We start from the raw sequence: 16,151 nt of genomic DNA on the forward strand, positions 1-16,151 counted from the left end.
TTAGTTTATTTTTTGTGAATATGTATAATTACATAAACTTCATGAGAAAAAGAGAGTATACTTTGGTATTTTGTAATAAAGATAAAGCCCGCCTACAAAAAATAGAGGGCTTTTCTTACTTCTTATAGATATCTATTCCAATTATATTATCAGATGAATCTAAACGAACATATACGTCATCTGACAAAAGGTGGGCATTATATATTCGTTGTTTATATGTTGATATCTCGAAGCGTTTTCCATTGGATTCACATTCCAAAATAATCATATCCCCATGTTCTTTCCAATTTACTAATCTAGCAGTTGTATTCATTTTTAATCCTCCTCTAAATCATTTTATGAAAATTACTAGAGATAGTGTGAGGAAGGAGTTTATATAGCCAAAAAAGAAACTTTAAGATGCTTTCTTTGATTGGAGAGATTGTAACATAGTAACTTTTTGAAAAACAAATAATTTAGTTATATTAATAATAAGGTTAATTAATATAATGTATTAATCTAACAGAAGGGAGGAATAGCCATACAATTAGTTTGTTTTAAAATAGTAAGTGGTCAATATTTCTTATTTGTAGAAGGTATCCAGATTCCTGTACCAATTCCAGCGGCTGCTGCAGCTCTATTAATTGGTCTAGGAATAATTCCACTTTGTTCTTAATATAAGGAATTTTAGCTGTTCTATCTTTTAATTGAAAACCCCTCAAGCATATGAATGCTTGAGGGGTTTTTACTGTTATAAAAATCGTTGAATTAAATGGGGTTCGCAACATTGTTTGATGGTCATGTTGGGATGCCCATTTTCTACTTTTACTTACGTGAAAATCCTTCTTCATCAAGGTATTCTGCAGCTTCTGGATAAGAGTTGAATGTACCGTCTAAGTTTACACCAGCGTACACGTTCCACATATCATCCTCTTGAATAAGAGTTAGGATGTGGCCGTCTTCGTTCTTCCATTCTTCTTCTGCAGCAGGTTCCATTGGTGTAACAATTTCTTCTGGCTCCTGTGATAGACGTTCAATTACTTTTTCAATTAATGAACGCAGTTCTTCTTCTGAAAACTCACGGATATTAATCATGCCTTTATCATCTGTTTTATAACCTTTAATGAAGTTTGCATATACAAAGCCGTTTCCATTTGGATGTAAATGATATACAACGTTCTTTTTATCTAAACGACTTTCTTCAAAGTGAAAGTTCACGCGTTTTAATGATACGTTCTTTCTTTCTAATTCAGGGAAAGATTCAATAATCGATAATTTTTCTTCAAAAGTTAGCATAGTGCCTCCAAATATATAATAAAAGATTTAATTTATCTATTATAGCATAGTTATAATAGTTTCCAAAGATGCGGTGTGAGCTTACAATTGAATGCGTTTACGTCACGATACTGTAAAAAGTGGGCTAACGAATGTATTCTTTTAGGTGTACAATGGAAAATGGACTTTATATGAAGGTGGTTATTATATGTTTCAAAAAATAGCAAAGGAATGTTTAGCGGGTTTTACGGTTGCGATTGTTGCGTTGCCACTTGCCATTGCATTTGGTATTGCTGCAACAGGAACGTCTGAGGGAGCACTAGTCGGATTGTATGGTGCGATTTTTGCAGGTTTATTTGCGGCTTTATTTGGCGGGACACCGGGGCAGGTTACCGGGCCAACTGGACCGATTACGGTAATTGCGACAGGGGTAATTGCGACGCACGGGTTAGAGGCGAGTTTTATAGCATTTATGATGGCGGGACTGTTTCAAATTTTATTCGGTGTATGTAAGCTTGGCTCTTACGTGCGATATATTCCGTATCCTGTCGTTTCAGGATTTATGAACGGTATCGCATTAATTATTATTTTAGGTGAAATAAAGCATGTGCAAAATAGTTTTCTACTCGTAGTATTAACGATTATTGTAATGATTGTTTCTGGAAAATGGATTAAAGCCATTCCATCTAGTTTAGTTGCATTAGTTGGTGTGACGGCTTTGCTTCCTTTATTTTCTTCTGCGTTAGAAGGGCTTACAGTGAAGTTGCCGATTATCGGAAACTTATCATTAAATAAGATGATTGAGAAGATTGGGACGATTCCAGAAGCGATGCCGACGCTTCATATTCCATCTTTAAGTGGAACAGGCATCGCAGAACTTATTTTACCAGCGCTTAGTATTGCTTTATTAGGATCGATTGACTCGTTGTTAACATCGGTCGTAATGGATAATGTGACGGGTACACGTCATAAAAGTAATAAAGAACTGGTCGGACAAGGTATCGGTAATATGGTGAGCGGATTGTTTGGTGGATTAGCAGGGGCAGGGGCGACTGTACGGTCTATCGTTAATATAAGAAGTGGCGGTAAAACGGCGCTTTCAGCAAGTATGCATAGTGTTATATTATTTATTTTCATTATGGGACTTGGATCGGTCGTACAATACATTCCGCTTGCTGTATTGTCAGGTATTTTAATTTTAACTGGTATTGGCATGTTTGATTGGGAAAGCATGAAGAAGATGCATGTAGCACCAAAAGGTGATGTCATTGTTATGCTTGTAACGATGGTTGTCACAGTGAAGTTTGATTTAATGATCGCTGTTGCATTCGGTATTATTCTTTCGTTCATTATATACATGGTGAAATGTAAAGAACGTAAAGCTTTTATTGTAAAAGAAAAGGAAGCGACGTATAAAATTAAAGGTCCACTTTCTTTCCTAACAGTGGATCGTGTTTTTCATACTTTACAAGACGTAAAGTCTCCAGTTGTTTTACGTATGAAAGATGTGCGCTATATGGATGTATCAGGAGCGATGGCATTGTTAAACTTTGTTGAGCAATCGGATAAAGTAGGTGCGAGTGTGACGCTAGAACAAGTGCCTGCTCATATTGAAAATACGTTAGTAACGATGGCGAGTAATGAGCAGAAAGATAAATTACAGTTTGTAAAAGCTGAGGCTATATAAAAAACACCCTCGTATGTGAAGTGAACCCCGAAAACGGGACACCAATCAAAACACCTAAACCACTTGTTCCCTAAATTCTTTAGGGGATAGGTGGTTTAATTTTTCTTGAATTCGCACACAATTGTAGTAATGAATGTATTCTAGCACAATCTTTCGCACAGTTGTGTTGGATACTTTTGTTATCTCTTGTGAATAGAAAGCTTCACTTTTCAAATGACCAAAGAAGCTTTCCATGACGGCATTATCATGGCAATTTCCTCTCCGGGACATGCTGGTGATAATGCCGTTTTCTTTGGCATACGCTTGAAATTCTTTTGCTGTATAAATACTTCCTTGATCCGAGTGAAGAAGGACATCTTTTACTCTTCGCCCTCTCATTGCTTGTTTCAATGTCTTCATCGCTAATGCCAGTGTTTGTGATTCGCTGATGACACAACTAATAATTTCACGATTAAAGGCATCCATGATCGTTGATAAATACAAGGTACGCTCTCCAAATAAGAGATACGTCACATCTGTAAACCACTTGTCATTTGGTCTGGATGCATCGAATTCACGCTCCAATCGATGAGGGGCTACCATTGGTTCCGCACCATTGATATATTTCTTTTTCTTTCGACGTACTTTTGAAAGAATGTGATTTTGTCTCATGATTCGTAATACTTTTTTATGATTAACACACAGTCCCATTTTTTGAAGAGTAGCCGTCACTCTTCGATATCCATACCGAAATTTATGCCTAAGACAGACGTCCTTTACTTTCTCTTCTATATCATCTTTCCGATCTTCCGTTCGTTGTAACCAGCGATAAAATGTGGAACGGGGTAATTCTAATACGTTACACAATTCTTTTATCGTTATTTTTGTTTTTACATTTTTCCATAAAGTAACTACAGTTTCTGGTTTCAGCCCCTTTCGATTTCCAGATACTTTCCCCATACAAGTAATTTTGTTTTTAGATGCTTATTTTCTAAACGTAGTTGTTCTAATTCACTGAGCTCTTTTGGTCCTTTTCCATAAGAATATTGTTTTCCTATAGGTTGTTGAAAACGATACGTTTGATCTGTACGATACCATTTCATCCATGTCTTAATTTGGGAAACATTTTTAATTCCGAGTTTCTCCATAATTGTACGATTTGAATAACCATCTTTCTTCATTTCAATTACTTTCCACTTTGTTTCTTCTGGGTAATGAACTCTTGTCGTCATACGAAAAAACACCTCCATTGAATTTGCATACTTAGTATGCGAATTCAGGAGGTGTTTTTTTCATGTACCACTATTCGGGTTCACTTCAATGAGAGTGTTTTTTTATTGTATTCAACATCTTTATATCACAATGTTTTGCGGTTATTGAAGTTTGTTAATCTTAGCATTATAGTAACATTCTAGATTAGGAACTTGATATTATAAAAATGTATATGAATTTTGAGAATTCCTTTTTTCAGAAGGAAAAGCTTTAAGCTGGAGGGGAATAATTGATGTACAACAGTTACCACACGGAGTGGAAACAGTATTTATACACAAAATCAACTTGGATCAATAAAGTAGATGATGAGTTGAAAGGACATCCAGATTTCCATCAAGCATTAACAATGGAAGTAAATGGAAAAATTAAAGAATGTATGAATGAAAAACCGAGCGAAGAGCAAGTAGAGCAATTAAAGAGAAATAAAGTGAAGCATGTAGATGACATGTGCAAATTAGAAGCTGAATATTATATTGAACGTTTATTAGTAACGAAATAAATTTTACATAAAGAAAAATCCTGTCCAAAGAGGTGTGATGACCATCTTTTTGAACAGAATTTTTGTATGAAGAATGAGAGAGGCTGCTTCCAAAGCAGCCTCTCTTTATTATTAGTCTTGCGGTACGAAAGCTTTCCAAGAAGATAGATCCATATCTTCTTTTAATATAATGGAAAGAAGGTATTTGAATGCTTTATAGGAGTTAGTAATTTTGAGATAAGAGAAGTGATATAACTAAGGAGGAGAGTAGGGAGGAAATGCGGGAAGTAGTTATCCATCTGTTTTAACTTAGTAACCATATGTGCCTCCATTTCTACATTCCTTTATTTCAGCACTTCTATATATAAATGGTAAATAGATGGAAAGTATGGATAAACCGACTTTAATTGCTATATTTTTTAACGGAATTGTATGTTTTATACGAGGCTATTTACAAATTACGAGATTATTAGACAGAAAATTAAGAAAAAAGAAGGGTTTTTCACCTGCTTTCTATAATTATATAAGTATAATCTTTATGTAGAAAAGAGGGGTATATATAATGGAAGTAACAAGTAAAACAGAATCTGTCATTGTGAAATATGAAGGGCACGTTGCAACGGTTATGGTCAATCGCCCAGAGGTGTTAAATGCATTAGATGAACCAACGTTAAAAGAGCTATTACAAAAACTGAAAGAAGTTGCGGAGAGTTCAGCGCATATTGTGGTGCTATGCGGGAACGGCCGCGGTTTTTCTGCGGGTGGAGATATTAAATCGATGCTTTCAAGTAATGATGAAAGCAAGTTTGATGGCATTATGAATACCATTTCTGAAGTTGTTGTAACTTTATATACGATGCCGAAGCTTGTTATTAGTGCGATTCATGGACCAACTGCTGGTCTTGGGTTAAGTATTGCGTTAACAGCTGACTATGTGATGGCAGATATATCATCCGTTATTGCGATGAACTTTATTGGAATCGCTTTAATTCCAGATGGTGGCGGCCATTTCTTCCTTCAAAAGCGCGTCGGTGAAAATATGACGAAGCAAATTATTTGGGAAGGAAAGAAATTATCAGCAACAGAAGCGCTTGATATCGGTTTAATTGATGAAGTAATCGGTGAGGATTTCCAAACGGCTGTGAAGCAAAAAATTAGTGAATGGTCACAAAAGCCGATTAAAGCGATGATTCAAACGAAGCAAATTTTATGTGAAGTAAATCGTTCTAATTTAGAACAAACATTGCAACTTGAAAAGCGCGGCCAATATGCGATGAGACAAACAGCGGATCATAAAGAAGGCATTGCTGCATTTTTAGAAAAACGTTTGCCTGCATTTAAAGGGGAATAAAGTGAAATTTGAATTAATGGTAGTTTTACTGCCGGTTAATTTAAGGTAAAGGGGAGAAAGTGCTAACACATTTTAGTATAATTGTGTTAGCACTTTTTTTTAGGAGTAATGTATGAAGAAAATTATTGGTGTTATCGGCATGGTTGTAATAGCATATTATGCTTTACATAGTACACCATCTATGGCGGTGCGAACTGCTTTGTTTTTTGAAGGACATCCAAGCGTTGCGTTTTCTGGCGAGGTGACGAAAGAAAAAGATGTGAAAAAAGAAGCAATTCCAGCTGAGTACCAAACTTTATATAGTAAGGAAGAAGAATCAGAACACTATTTCTTTCCTCACGTAAGGGCACATGGGTCAGGAATTGATATGCTTAGTGCGTGCGTGAATAAAAAATGGTTTTTCTATAAAGCAGAGCTCGGATGTTATTAAATATAGGAGGTTGAATGATGTCAGCATATAACAAGTTAGTAAGAGATCGTGTTCCAGAGAAGATTTTAAGGTCTGGAAAAACATATACAGCACAAAAATTAACAGGACAAGCATACATACAAGCTTTAGCGAAAATTGGAACGGAAGAAATTCGTGAATTCACTTCTATGAAAGAACGTGAACATGCGCTAGATTCACTTGCGGATGCACTGGAAGTAATTATCTCTTTAGCGCGTGCAGAAGGTGCAACAATTGAAGATGTAGAACGTCTACGAAAGCAAAAAGAAATAGAGCGCGGTGGGTTTGAAAGAGGCATTTATTTATTAGATGTGTCAGAAGAATAGTTTGATAGAAAGCATAGTGTTTATGAATAACGCTATGTTTTTTTGTTAAAGTGAATTTTAATACAATTTAGAAAATTAAGCTATATGAGTAGAGGATTTATAGTAAATTCGGTATACTGAATAGTAGAGAAAATGAGGAGGAAACGACAATGGCACATCATACGAAAGAAACGATGGAACTTATTAAGGAGCTTGTCTCTATTCCGAGTCCGTCTGGAAATACAGAGAAAATCATTCGTTTTATTGAAAACTATGTAAGTGAGTGGAACGTAGAAACGAAGCGTAACAATAAAGGCGCTCTTATTTTAACGGTAAAAGGGAAAAATGATGCACAGCACCGTTTATTAACGGCACACGTTGATACGTTAGGGGCGATGGTGAAAGAAATTAAGCCTGACGGTCGTCTAAGTCTTTCTATGATTGGCGGATTTCGCTGGAACTCTGTAGAGGGGGAATATTGCGAAATTGAAACATCAAGCGGTAAGACTTATACAGGAACGATTTTAATGCATCAAACATCTGTGCATGTATATAAAGATGCAGGTGAAGCGAAACGCGACGAGAAAAATATTGAGGTTCGTATTGATGAGCGTGTCTTTTCAGCTGATGAAGTACGTGAATTAGGAATTGAAGTAGGAGACTTCGTTTCATTCGATCCGCGCGTTCAAATTACAGAGAGTGGATACATAAAATCACGTCATTTAGATGACAAAGTAAGTGTTGCGATTTTATTAAAATTAATTAAGAGATTACAAGACGAAAACGTAACATTACCATATACAACGCATTTCTTAATTTCTAATAATGAAGAGATTGGATACGGTGGTAACTCTAACATTCCAGAAGAAACGGTTGAGTATTTAGCGGTTGATATGGGAGCGTTAGGTGATGGTCAAGCATCTGACGAATATACAGTATCTATTTGTGCAAAAGACTCTAGCGGTCCGTATCATTATGCACTGCGTAAACATTTAGTAGAGCTTGCGAAAACGAACAATATTGAATATAAAGTAGATATTTATCCTTACTATGGATCGGATGCATCAGCTGCGATTCACGCTGGATTTGATGTGAAACATGCATTAATTGGGGCGGGTATTGATTCTTCTCATGCATTTGAGCGTACACATGAAAGTTCGATTGCACATACAGAAGCGTTAGTATATGCATATGTAATGTCTCATTTAATTGAAGAATAATTTCATAGAAAATAGAGAGGGCTGATTAAAAATATTATTTTTAATCAGCTTTTCATTTGATGGGTAATTAATCGCTTTTTGAAATGTATTTATATTTATCATTCCTTATATATTTATTTTTAATAATATAGGTAGAAAACGTATTTATTACAGTGATAGAATGTTATAAACTATTATAGGAGTTATTTACCAGTTAATATTTTAAATATTATTTTTATGAAGTACAAGGCAATAGCTGCTGGTATGTTAGCAGCAAGTTTACTAGCTTATCCAGTTAGTAGTTTAGCAGAAACGAAGAAGTTTTCAGATGTTCGAGACGACTCATTTGCAAAAGACGCAATTTACTATTTAGTAGATCGAGATGTAATTAGCGGTATGACAAGTGATACGTATGCGCCAAAAGTAGTAGTTATTGAAGAAAAAGATAGCTGGATTCGTATCCGTACAAATAGTGGCTTCCAATGGGTGGATACAAATCAATTAAACCCAGTAAAACAAGAAAACTTCTTAGAAGGTAAAGCAATTATTATTGATCCAGGTCACGGTGGAATTGACTCGGGTAATGTTGGTTATTATGAGAAAGAAATTCATATCGTATTAGACACATCTTTACGATTAAAAAAAATATTTGAGAAAAAGACAACATTTACTGTTAAGTTAACACGTACGAACGATACACGCCCAGGAGTAGATTCTAGTGATTCTTTAAGAAAAAGAGTAGAATTTGCTAATGAAAATAAGGGTGATATTTTCGTAAGTATTCACGGTAACGGTTCGGATGAAAAAAATGGACACGGTACAGAAACATTCTATTATTCAGCAGCACCGACAAGATCAACGAATCCACATTCGGAAGACAGTCGCTTATTAGCAGACAAAATTCAAAAACGCCTTGTAGTAGCACTTGGGACATATGACCGTGGTGTGAAAAAGGATATTTGGTACGTAATAAAATATAATACAATGCCAGCTGTACTAACAGAATTAGCATTTGTAGATAATAAGAATGATGCAAATAAACTCGCTACAGCAGCACAGAAACAAAGTGCAGCAGAAGCAATTTATCAAGGGATTTTAGATTATTACGAAGCAAAGGGTAATAAAGTATCTTCTTTCCGCTAATAAATCAAAAGAGATTGCCAATAGGCAGTCTCTTTTATTTATTAACGTTTCTCTTTATTTCCGGCATGTGATATCATTTAATTTTACGTAAAAAAGATATTCGAATAATTGTAATCATAATAATTTTAAACGATAAAGGATGATAATAGATTGAGTAATCATAGTACAACACCTGCATGTATATATACGTATGCATTTCGTGAGGAGGAGCGTGCTTTATGTTATTTGGAAATGCGCTCGTTCTTTGGAATGGAGTCTCACGTTAATATTTTGAAAAGTGATGTCAAAATTGACCCGAGTAGAAGTGCATTTATTAAAGAGCGCGTTGAGGTTATGTATGAAGGAGACGACTTAGAAAGTATTTTAAAACAAGTGGAACAAATTGATTTGGCGGGAGCGTCGTTTAAAGTTATCTTCGTTAAAATCAATGACCTGGTTGGAGAAAATAAAATTGAATATGGGGAAAGACGTCTCATTGAACGCGACCTCGGTATGCATATTGAAGGAGAAGCGGATGTTCGTAATCCAGAGCGTGTATTCGGGATTGTTCCTCTTGGAGGACGCTGGTACTTCGGACATTATGTAGAAAGTGAACCAGTTTGGTATCATCACATAAAAAAACCGCATAGTTATTCGACATCTCTTAGCACACGTGTTGCGAGATCGGTTGCAAATATCGCTGTACCAAATCCAGAGGGAGTACGAGCAATTGACCCGTGCTGTGGTATTGGAACAGTAGTAGTAGAAGCACTTTCTATGGGAATTAACATCGTTGGTAGAGATATAAACCCACTTGTAGTTCTTGGAACGAGAAAAAACATTGCACATTTCGGGTTTGAAGGAACAGTAACAAAAGGTCCAATCGAGGAAATTACTGAGAACTACGATGTTGCAATTATCGATATGCCGTACGACTTATTTACGCATGCAACACCAGAAGACCAGTTCTCTATTCTTTCAAGTGCGCGCCGCATCGCTAAAAAGGTAGTCGTTGTAACGATGGAAACAATGGACGACATGATCCATGAAGCAGGATTTGAAATTACAGATCGCTGTATTACAAGAAAAGGATCATTTTCTAGACAAATTCTTGTTTGTGAATAAGAAAAGAAGGTCACCCGTTTGGGTGACCTTTTTTTGTTTGATATTGATGTGTGATTGGTTGGTAGTTTAGATAGATGAATTAGCGAAATTTGTCGGTAAGTCGATATTCCATGGCGAATCGTCGATAAATTTAAAAAATCGCCGATATATTGTGTTGAATCGCTGATATATTCCGAGAATCGTATATATCGTTACATTAGTATATTACTGTTCTTTTAATTTCTCTTGTTGTGCAAGTAATAAATTGCGTAAGACGTGTCCGCGGTAACTTTCTAGTTTTCGTCCTTCATGATAGCGCACGCCTAATTTTTTTAATTCAGCTACGTACCAACCCTTTGTTCCGTAATACATTGGATCACTTCCTTTTTGCTTTTGAACAGTATATGTTGGGGATGGAAGTAACTTTCCATTGAAAATAATAAGCCTGGTTGTACCAAGGTGTTCCATAACATAGCGTCCGGTCCATGTATAAAAAAATAGACAGTAGTGTATGCTTTTTTACACAATGTATACAAATTTATCCCCCTATGCGTTGGCATGATATTTGCAATAAAAATAGTATCAACATATAGGGGAGAGATAGAAATGAAGGTTAGTAAAGTGTACACGACAATTGATGCTCACGTAGCTGGGGAACCGCTTCGAATTATTACAGGCGGCGTGCCAGAAATAAAAGGAGAAACGCAGCTAGAAAGACGCGCGTACTGTATGGAGAATTTGGACCATCTTCGCGAAGTTCTTATGTATGAACCGAGAGGACATCACGGTATGTACGGTTGTATCATTACTCCACCTGCAAGTGCTCACGCTGATTTTGGTGTATTATTTATGCACAATGAAGGCTGGAGTACGATGTGTGGTCATGGCATTATTGCTGTTATTACAGTCGGAATTGAAACAGGTATGTTTGAAGTGACAGGTGAGGAACAAAAATTCATTATTGATAGCCCTGCTGGGGAAGTGATTGCGTACGCAAAATATAACGGGAGCGAAGTAGAGTCTGTATCATTTGAAAACGTTCCTTCATTTGTATATAAGAAAGATGTTCCTATTAAAATAGATAACTATAAATTTCAAGTAGATATCGCGTTTGGCGGAGCTTTTTATGCGGTAGTAGATAGTAAAGAACTTGGTTTGAAAGTCGATTTCAAAGACTTATCTGCTATTCAAACGTGGGGCGGTAAAATTAAGCACTACATCGAGAGCCAAATGGAGGTAAAGCACCCACTTGAAGAAGGATTAAAAGGAATATACGGCGTTATTTTCTCAGATGAACCGAAAGGGAAAGGCGCAACTTTACGAAATGTAACGATTTTTGCTGATGGGCAAGTAGATCGTTCTCCTTGTGGCACAGGAACTTCCGCAAGAATCGCAACTCTTTTTGAAAAAGATGCTTTACAAAAGGGAGAACTTTTCGTCCACGAATGCATTACTGACGGGAAATTCGAAGGAGAAGTATTGTCGGTAACAGCGGTACATACATATGAAGCTGTCGTTCCGAAAGTAACGGGGCATGCATTTATTACAGGGTTTCATCAGTTCGTTATAGATCCGAGAGATGATTTGAATCGGGGATTTTTGTTAGGATAAGAGGAGGAGGTGGAAAGATATGTTAGTCATAAGCGCGAACGAACAAAGAAACTTAGTAAATATGAACGAAGTCATTGAATACGCAGCGCTTGCTTTAAAAGAATTTTCCGCAGAAAGAACGATTACACCAATTCGCAGCTCATTACCATTTGCGAACGAGCAAAACACTGCATTAATTATGCCTTCAGTAGCGGAAGGACTTGAGGCACTTGGCTTAAAAGTAGTAACAGTAGTCCCCGAGAACAAAAAGATAGGAAAGAAAACGATAAACGGGATTGTGATGCTATCAGACTTTCAAACGGGAGAACCGCTCGCACTTTTAGAAGGATCCTACTTAACGATGATTCGAACAGGGGCTCTATCAGGAGTAGCGACAAAACATTTAGCTCGTCATAACGCAAAAACTTTATGCATAATCGGGACCGGAGAACAGGCGAAGGGAATTGCTGAAGCTGTATTTGCGGTAAGAGATATCGACAAAGTCATTTTATACAATCGAACAGAAGAAAAAGCGTATGCATTTGCGCAATATATACAAGAAAGATTCAATAAACCTGCATATGTTCACACAAATGCAAATGAAGCAATAAGCGAAGCTGACATTATTGTCACAGCTACGAACGCATCCACACCAGTCTTCTCAGAAAAACTACAAAAGGGCGTCCACGTAAACGCCGTTGGCTCATTCAGGCCAAACATGCAAGAATTACCATCTCACGCTATCGCGGGTGCTAACAAAGTAGTAGTCGAGTCAAAAGAAGCAGCATTAGAAGAAACAGGTGACCTTCAAGTTCCAGTGCAAGAAGGTCTATTTGAGGCAAGCAACATTTACGCCGAGCTTGGTCAAATTATAAGTGGTGAAAGAGCTGGTAGAGAGAACGATGAAGAGATTACTGTTTTTAAATCGGTTGGTTTGGCGGTAGTCGATATTATCGTTGCAAAGTATTTGTATGAGAAAGCGGTGGAGCGCGGAGTGGGGAATAGGATTGAGTTTTGAGAGACTGCCTTTTGGTGGTCTTTTTTTGCGTAAAATCTTGTAAAGCAAGAAAAAGTAGAGCATTTACATGAATTTGAATATACATCCAGTAATAACTATAGTACGGCTCTTCAACTAGCTGCTAGTATCGCACAAGGTTTAGCAGAGGTACAAAGTGGAAAAGGTTTTAGTCCTGCAAGTGGTACATTTAGTACGCAAGGGTTGAATATGGAGTGGACAACTTCTATTCAAGCTATTGGAGAAGAGAGGGCACGACAAACTGCCAATTCAATTGAAGAAGGTGAAATGTGTGGTAAGCTACCTGAAAATCTATTGGTGATAAAGGATTAAGTAAAGTATCGAAGGTAGCAACTACTGCAAATCTAACAAAAGGTATGTCCAGAGTAACTAATTCTGCTACATATAGAAATGCAATAAACGTATTAAATAATTTTAATTTAAACATTGGAAACCGTTTTGCTTATGCTGGTATTGGGGGAAGTTCTTTAAAATCTAGCTTTATTGATACTTATCAAACAGCTAAGGATAAGCTATCACCTTATCAATATACTAAAAGGACTACGGATGGTGACATTTTTGTTGGTAAATTATATGGAGAAGATGTAATTCTTAAAGATGTTAAAGTTGATGAAATTACTTACTCTAAGAGAACTCGAGAAGAAGCTGCAAAACTTAGAAAGGTTTTTTAAAATACTGTAAAAAAGGAATTCCTTTACAGTTTGGCAACTAATCCTGAGAAGATTCTTGAACTTAAGAAAGCGGGTATACCAGATTTTGAAATAGAAAATATGAAAAAAGGAAAAAATCCATCAGGGTGGCAAGTACATCATAACCTCCCCTTAGATGATGGGGGGACAAATGACTTTGAAAATTTAACTTTAATACAAAATCATCCATATCATAAGGCTATTACTAATACACAAAAAACACTAACTAAAGACTTAACTCATGGAGATAGTATTGATATAGATTGGCCTATTCCAAAATATAATATTTATCCTAAAGGGGAATAAATTGAGAAAGAAGGTTTTTATATGTGGAAAGATACGCTTTTAGAAGTTGAAAAAACAATGAAAAGTTTTAACCTCAAACTGAATAAACCAGCAAAAGATACTGAAGTTCAAAGATTAAGAGAACTTGTTAAAGAAAGCTTTAATATTGATTTACCTAATGAGTATGAGGAATTTCTTAGAACTGTAAATGGCTTCGAATTTGATGGTCTGATAATTTATGGAGTTGACCCTTCTTTACTAGAAACAGAAAGAGATGAAACAGTTTATGGACTTTTAGAAAATAATAAGATTTGGTATGAGAATGAGTGGCAACAAGAGTACCTTTTCCTTGGAGATTCAGATATAGCATGGTTTTGTAAAAACATATCCGAAGGTACTTACTTAGAACTTGATAAACCATCTGGTACAGTGATGGAAACATATAATGATTTCAATACAATGCTTGAGGAAGCATTGAAACCAACTCTTCTTTAGTAAGGAGGTAGTAAAAATTATGTTTAACTTTTTGAAAGAATATGTTGTGGCAGACAAGAGTGTTAAATCTAATCAAACACCTATTTTTTATCCCTTACCAAAAGAAGAGATAGCAGAAGCAGAAGATTTGTTGAAAATGCAGTTTCCAAAAGAACTAAAGCGTTTCTATGAGGAAATTGGCTATGGATTTTTAAAGACTAATAAGACTCTTATTAACAGATTCATGGACCAATTTTCTGTTGTAGATTTTCGTTTAAGACAAGATATTTATGAATATAATCCTAATTTGGACGATGTCGATGATGAAGAATCACTAGTATTTTTTGAAGTATCAGAGATTAGCTTTTTAACAATTAAATTTAAGCAGGAAAATGAATTGGGTCAATGTCCTATATATTATGGTTCAACGAAAATAGCGGATTCTTTAGAAGAATTTTTAATAAAAATGGATGAAAATCCTGACTATTATATTTAATCTTTTTAAGACTTGTTTTAAGGTGTAGGATTTGAAAAATATCTAATCATGAGTAAAAAGGCTTATGTATAACCTTGCATAAGCTTTTGTAATGTCCATTACTTTTTTAATTGAAAGTACTTTGAATAGATGATTCGATCAAATTTAGGTAAGCAATAAACTTTATACTTCTAACCAATAAATAGAAGTTTTTAATAATTGTTATGAAATATACAATGCCTTGATATAGTGATGGTTATACAGTATCCATGTCAAAAGAAAAACTTACGAATTCTGAGTTCATCGCAATGGTTGAGGATAAGCTGAGACTTGAATGTAAGGCTTCGTAAACGCTGATATAACAGTGTTTTTGATTGTTTAGCGGTAATGTAAAGTTACCAACAAATTTCTTTTCGTACCAACAAATAATGTTAATGCATTTTAATAAACACCGTCTTTTATTGGTTTGTAAATCAAACTAATGAGAGGCGGTGTTTTTTGTTTTGACTGAATTTGAATTACAGCTAGGTAATTTTATGCTGTACTGTTCAAGTAAAAACTTATCGACTAAAACGCTGAAAAGCTATGATCAGGCTCTAAATGGTGGAGCACACAACAGTGAAGAGTTCTTTAAAAACGATATAAAAATAGTCAGTGAATCACGTTCAAAAATTCCAGGTGTAAAAACAGTAGAATACAATATGCCTAAGTTAAATATGGATGGCACTCCTACAGGAGAGTATGGAAATAAAGTATTCACAAAAACCATTTATGATCCTAAAATTATAAGTGATAAGGAATTTATTAACCGTGGAATTGAAGCAGCTAATGACGCTAAATTAAAAACTAGTGATGGAGTTCTTTCAAGAGAATGGACAGGTATTGACAGTAAAGAGATAACTTGGAGAGGATACCATAAAGATGGAGAAATTTCTTCTTTTTTTCCAGAATAAATTAAAGATATACGAGGAGAGATATGTATGCAAAGAGAATTTAGATTAAAAGATGAGGATTTACTAGATTTAACTCATTTCCCTATACAAGCAGTGTTTAATATGGTAGATGATGAAAGATTTTTAAAGGTAATCAATTCAGTTTGTGAAGGAGTAGGATTTGGAGAGGAATATGGCGCATGTACTTTTCCAGGAGATTTGGATGAGTATGATATTGCCAATGGAGATTCATTTGAAGGTGTAGAATTTGCATTATACAGTGGTGATGAGGTAATAATTGATTATCAAACACTTTATCATTATTTAAAAAAAATGTGTGAGGATTATTCAAAAAAGTATCCAAACACAATTAAGAGATTAGAAGACAGTCTTAACAAATTTATTGAATTATACAATATTAATAGGTAGAGAATATTTATAACTTACCCAAAATCATTATAAAAGGGTTAC

At 35.5% G+C, this 16,151-nt stretch carries 19 protein-coding genes and 3 pseudogenes; 18 read left to right on the forward strand and 4 right to left on the reverse strand.

Annotated elements, in window-relative coordinates; all coding sequences use genetic code 11:
* Nucleotides 1–115: 115 nt before the first annotated feature.
* Together QCI41_RS22770 and QCI41_RS22775 are read right to left on the reverse strand one after the other, a co-directional pair.
* Complete coding sequence (locus QCI41_RS22770) at nucleotides 116–313, reverse strand: hypothetical protein (protein WP_001098286.1); 198 nt, start codon at nucleotides 311–313, stop codon at nucleotides 116–118.
* 491 nt (nucleotides 314–804) lie between these two features.
* On the reverse strand, nucleotides 805–1,275 hold the full coding sequence (locus QCI41_RS22775) for a hypothetical protein (protein ID WP_000955002.1): 471 nt from the start codon (nucleotides 1,273–1,275) through the stop codon (nucleotides 805–807).
* Between the two features lie 187 nt (nucleotides 1,276–1,462).
* On the opposite strand from QCI41_RS22775, the gene QCI41_RS22780 reads away from it, so the two are divergent.
* A complete protein-coding gene (locus QCI41_RS22780) occupies nucleotides 1,463–2,941 on the forward strand; it encodes a SulP family inorganic anion transporter (RefSeq protein WP_353836607.1) in 1,479 nt (492 codons plus the stop codon).
* A 54-nt stretch (nucleotides 2,942–2,995) separates the two neighbouring features.
* Here the strand turns inward: QCI41_RS22780 and QCI41_RS22785 are convergent.
* Nucleotides 2,996–4,152, reverse strand: a protein-coding gene (locus QCI41_RS22785; protein WP_353836606.1) for an IS3 family transposase whose coding sequence is annotated in 2 segments (ribosomal slippage) — nucleotides 2,996–3,900 and nucleotides 3,900–4,152 — 1,158 coding nt in all. Because the reading frame shifts where the segments join, the coding sequence is not laid out codon by codon here.
* A 293-nt stretch (nucleotides 4,153–4,445) separates the two neighbouring features.
* Here QCI41_RS22785 and QCI41_RS22790 point away from each other — a divergent pair.
* The 7 genes and pseudogenes from QCI41_RS22790 to QCI41_RS22820 all read left to right on the forward strand — a co-directional run.
* A pseudogene (locus QCI41_RS22790) lies at nucleotides 4,446–4,691 on the forward strand (hypothetical protein); the annotation flags it as partial.
* Between the two features lie 541 nt (nucleotides 4,692–5,232).
* Nucleotides 5,233–6,021 (forward strand): enoyl-CoA hydratase, encoded by a 789-nt coding sequence (locus QCI41_RS22795; RefSeq protein ID WP_000454176.1) that lies wholly within the window; start codon nucleotides 5,233–5,235, stop codon nucleotides 6,019–6,021.
* Between the two features lie 112 nt (nucleotides 6,022–6,133).
* Nucleotides 6,134–6,451 (forward strand): hypothetical protein, encoded by a 318-nt coding sequence (locus QCI41_RS22800; protein ID WP_353836605.1) that lies wholly within the window; start codon nucleotides 6,134–6,136, stop codon nucleotides 6,449–6,451.
* Nucleotides 6,452–6,468: 17 nt separating this feature from the next.
* A complete protein-coding gene (locus tag QCI41_RS22805) occupies nucleotides 6,469–6,795 on the forward strand; it encodes a nucleoside triphosphate pyrophosphohydrolase (protein ID WP_046957211.1) in 327 nt (108 codons plus the stop codon).
* A 149-nt stretch (nucleotides 6,796–6,944) separates the two neighbouring features.
* Entirely contained in the window at nucleotides 6,945–7,994 is a 1,050-nt protein-coding gene (locus QCI41_RS22810) for a M42 family metallopeptidase (protein WP_048545609.1), read from the forward strand.
* A 216-nt stretch (nucleotides 7,995–8,210) separates the two neighbouring features.
* Nucleotides 8,211–9,116, forward strand: a complete 906-nt coding sequence (locus tag QCI41_RS22815) for an N-acetylmuramoyl-L-alanine amidase (protein ID WP_353836604.1) — start codon at nucleotides 8,211–8,213, stop codon at nucleotides 9,114–9,116.
* Between the two features lie 150 nt (nucleotides 9,117–9,266).
* Nucleotides 9,267–10,220, forward strand: a complete 954-nt coding sequence (locus QCI41_RS22820) for a TRM11 family SAM-dependent methyltransferase (RefSeq protein ID WP_064470980.1) — start codon at nucleotides 9,267–9,269, stop codon at nucleotides 10,218–10,220.
* A 204-nt stretch (nucleotides 10,221–10,424) separates the two neighbouring features.
* Here QCI41_RS22820 and QCI41_RS22825 read toward each other — a convergent pair whose 3' ends face one another.
* A complete protein-coding gene (locus QCI41_RS22825) occupies nucleotides 10,425–10,667 on the reverse strand; it encodes a YflJ family protein (protein ID WP_353836603.1) in 243 nt (80 codons plus the stop codon).
* A gap of 90 nt (nucleotides 10,668–10,757) precedes the next feature.
* Here QCI41_RS22825 and QCI41_RS22830 point away from each other — a divergent pair, with 90 nt between their 5' ends.
* The 10 genes and pseudogenes from QCI41_RS22830 (at nucleotide 10,758) to cdiI (ending at nucleotide 16,109) form a co-directional block, all read left to right on the forward strand.
* On the forward strand, nucleotides 10,758–11,810 hold the full coding sequence (locus tag QCI41_RS22830; protein WP_353836602.1) for a proline racemase family protein: 1,053 nt from the start codon (nucleotides 10,758–10,760) through the stop codon (nucleotides 11,808–11,810).
* A 19-nt stretch (nucleotides 11,811–11,829) separates the two neighbouring features.
* The gene (locus QCI41_RS22835; protein WP_353836601.1) at nucleotides 11,830–12,807 is read left to right on the forward strand and encodes an ornithine cyclodeaminase family protein; all 978 of its coding nucleotides are present in this window, start codon (nucleotides 11,830–11,832) and stop codon (nucleotides 12,805–12,807) included.
* A gap of 45 nt (nucleotides 12,808–12,852) precedes the next feature.
* Nucleotides 12,853–13,113: pseudogene (locus QCI41_RS30740) on the forward strand (cytoplasmic protein); the annotation flags it as partial.
* A gap of 68 nt (nucleotides 13,114–13,181) precedes the next feature.
* The gene (locus tag QCI41_RS30745) at nucleotides 13,182–13,496 is read left to right on the forward strand and encodes a hypothetical protein (RefSeq protein WP_483299043.1); all 315 of its coding nucleotides are present in this window, start codon (nucleotides 13,182–13,184) and stop codon (nucleotides 13,494–13,496) included.
* A gap of 30 nt (nucleotides 13,497–13,526) precedes the next feature.
* Nucleotides 13,527–13,820, forward strand: a complete 294-nt coding sequence (locus tag QCI41_RS30750; RefSeq protein WP_098209337.1) for an HNH endonuclease signature motif containing protein — start codon at nucleotides 13,527–13,529, stop codon at nucleotides 13,818–13,820.
* A gap of 21 nt (nucleotides 13,821–13,841) precedes the next feature.
* Complete coding sequence (locus tag QCI41_RS22845; protein WP_215562717.1) at nucleotides 13,842–14,294, forward strand: YrhA family protein; 453 nt, start codon at nucleotides 13,842–13,844, stop codon at nucleotides 14,292–14,294.
* Nucleotides 14,295–14,313: 19 nt separating this feature from the next.
* A complete protein-coding gene (locus QCI41_RS22850) occupies nucleotides 14,314–14,769 on the forward strand; it encodes an SMI1/KNR4 family protein (RefSeq protein ID WP_215562718.1) in 456 nt (151 codons plus the stop codon).
* Nucleotides 14,770–15,002: 233 nt separating this feature from the next.
* Nucleotides 15,003–15,098 (forward strand): annotated as a pseudogene (locus QCI41_RS22855) (sporulation transcription factor Spo0A); the annotation flags it as partial.
* 153 nt (nucleotides 15,099–15,251) lie between these two features.
* Nucleotides 15,252–15,701 (forward strand): CdiA family toxin C-terminal domain-containing protein, encoded by a 450-nt coding sequence (locus QCI41_RS22860; protein WP_353836600.1) that lies wholly within the window; start codon nucleotides 15,252–15,254, stop codon nucleotides 15,699–15,701.
* Nucleotides 15,702–15,728: 27 nt separating this feature from the next.
* Nucleotides 15,729–16,109, forward strand: a complete 381-nt coding sequence (gene cdiI / locus QCI41_RS22865) for a ribonuclease toxin immunity protein CdiI (RefSeq protein WP_086389951.1) — start codon at nucleotides 15,729–15,731, stop codon at nucleotides 16,107–16,109.
* Nucleotides 16,110–16,151 lie beyond the last annotated feature (42 nt).

Source organism: Bacillus cereus group sp. MG4 (genome assembly GCF_040460055.1).
GTDB classification, from domain to species: domain Bacteria; phylum Bacillota; class Bacilli; order Bacillales; family Bacillaceae_G; genus Bacillus_A; species Bacillus_A wiedmannii.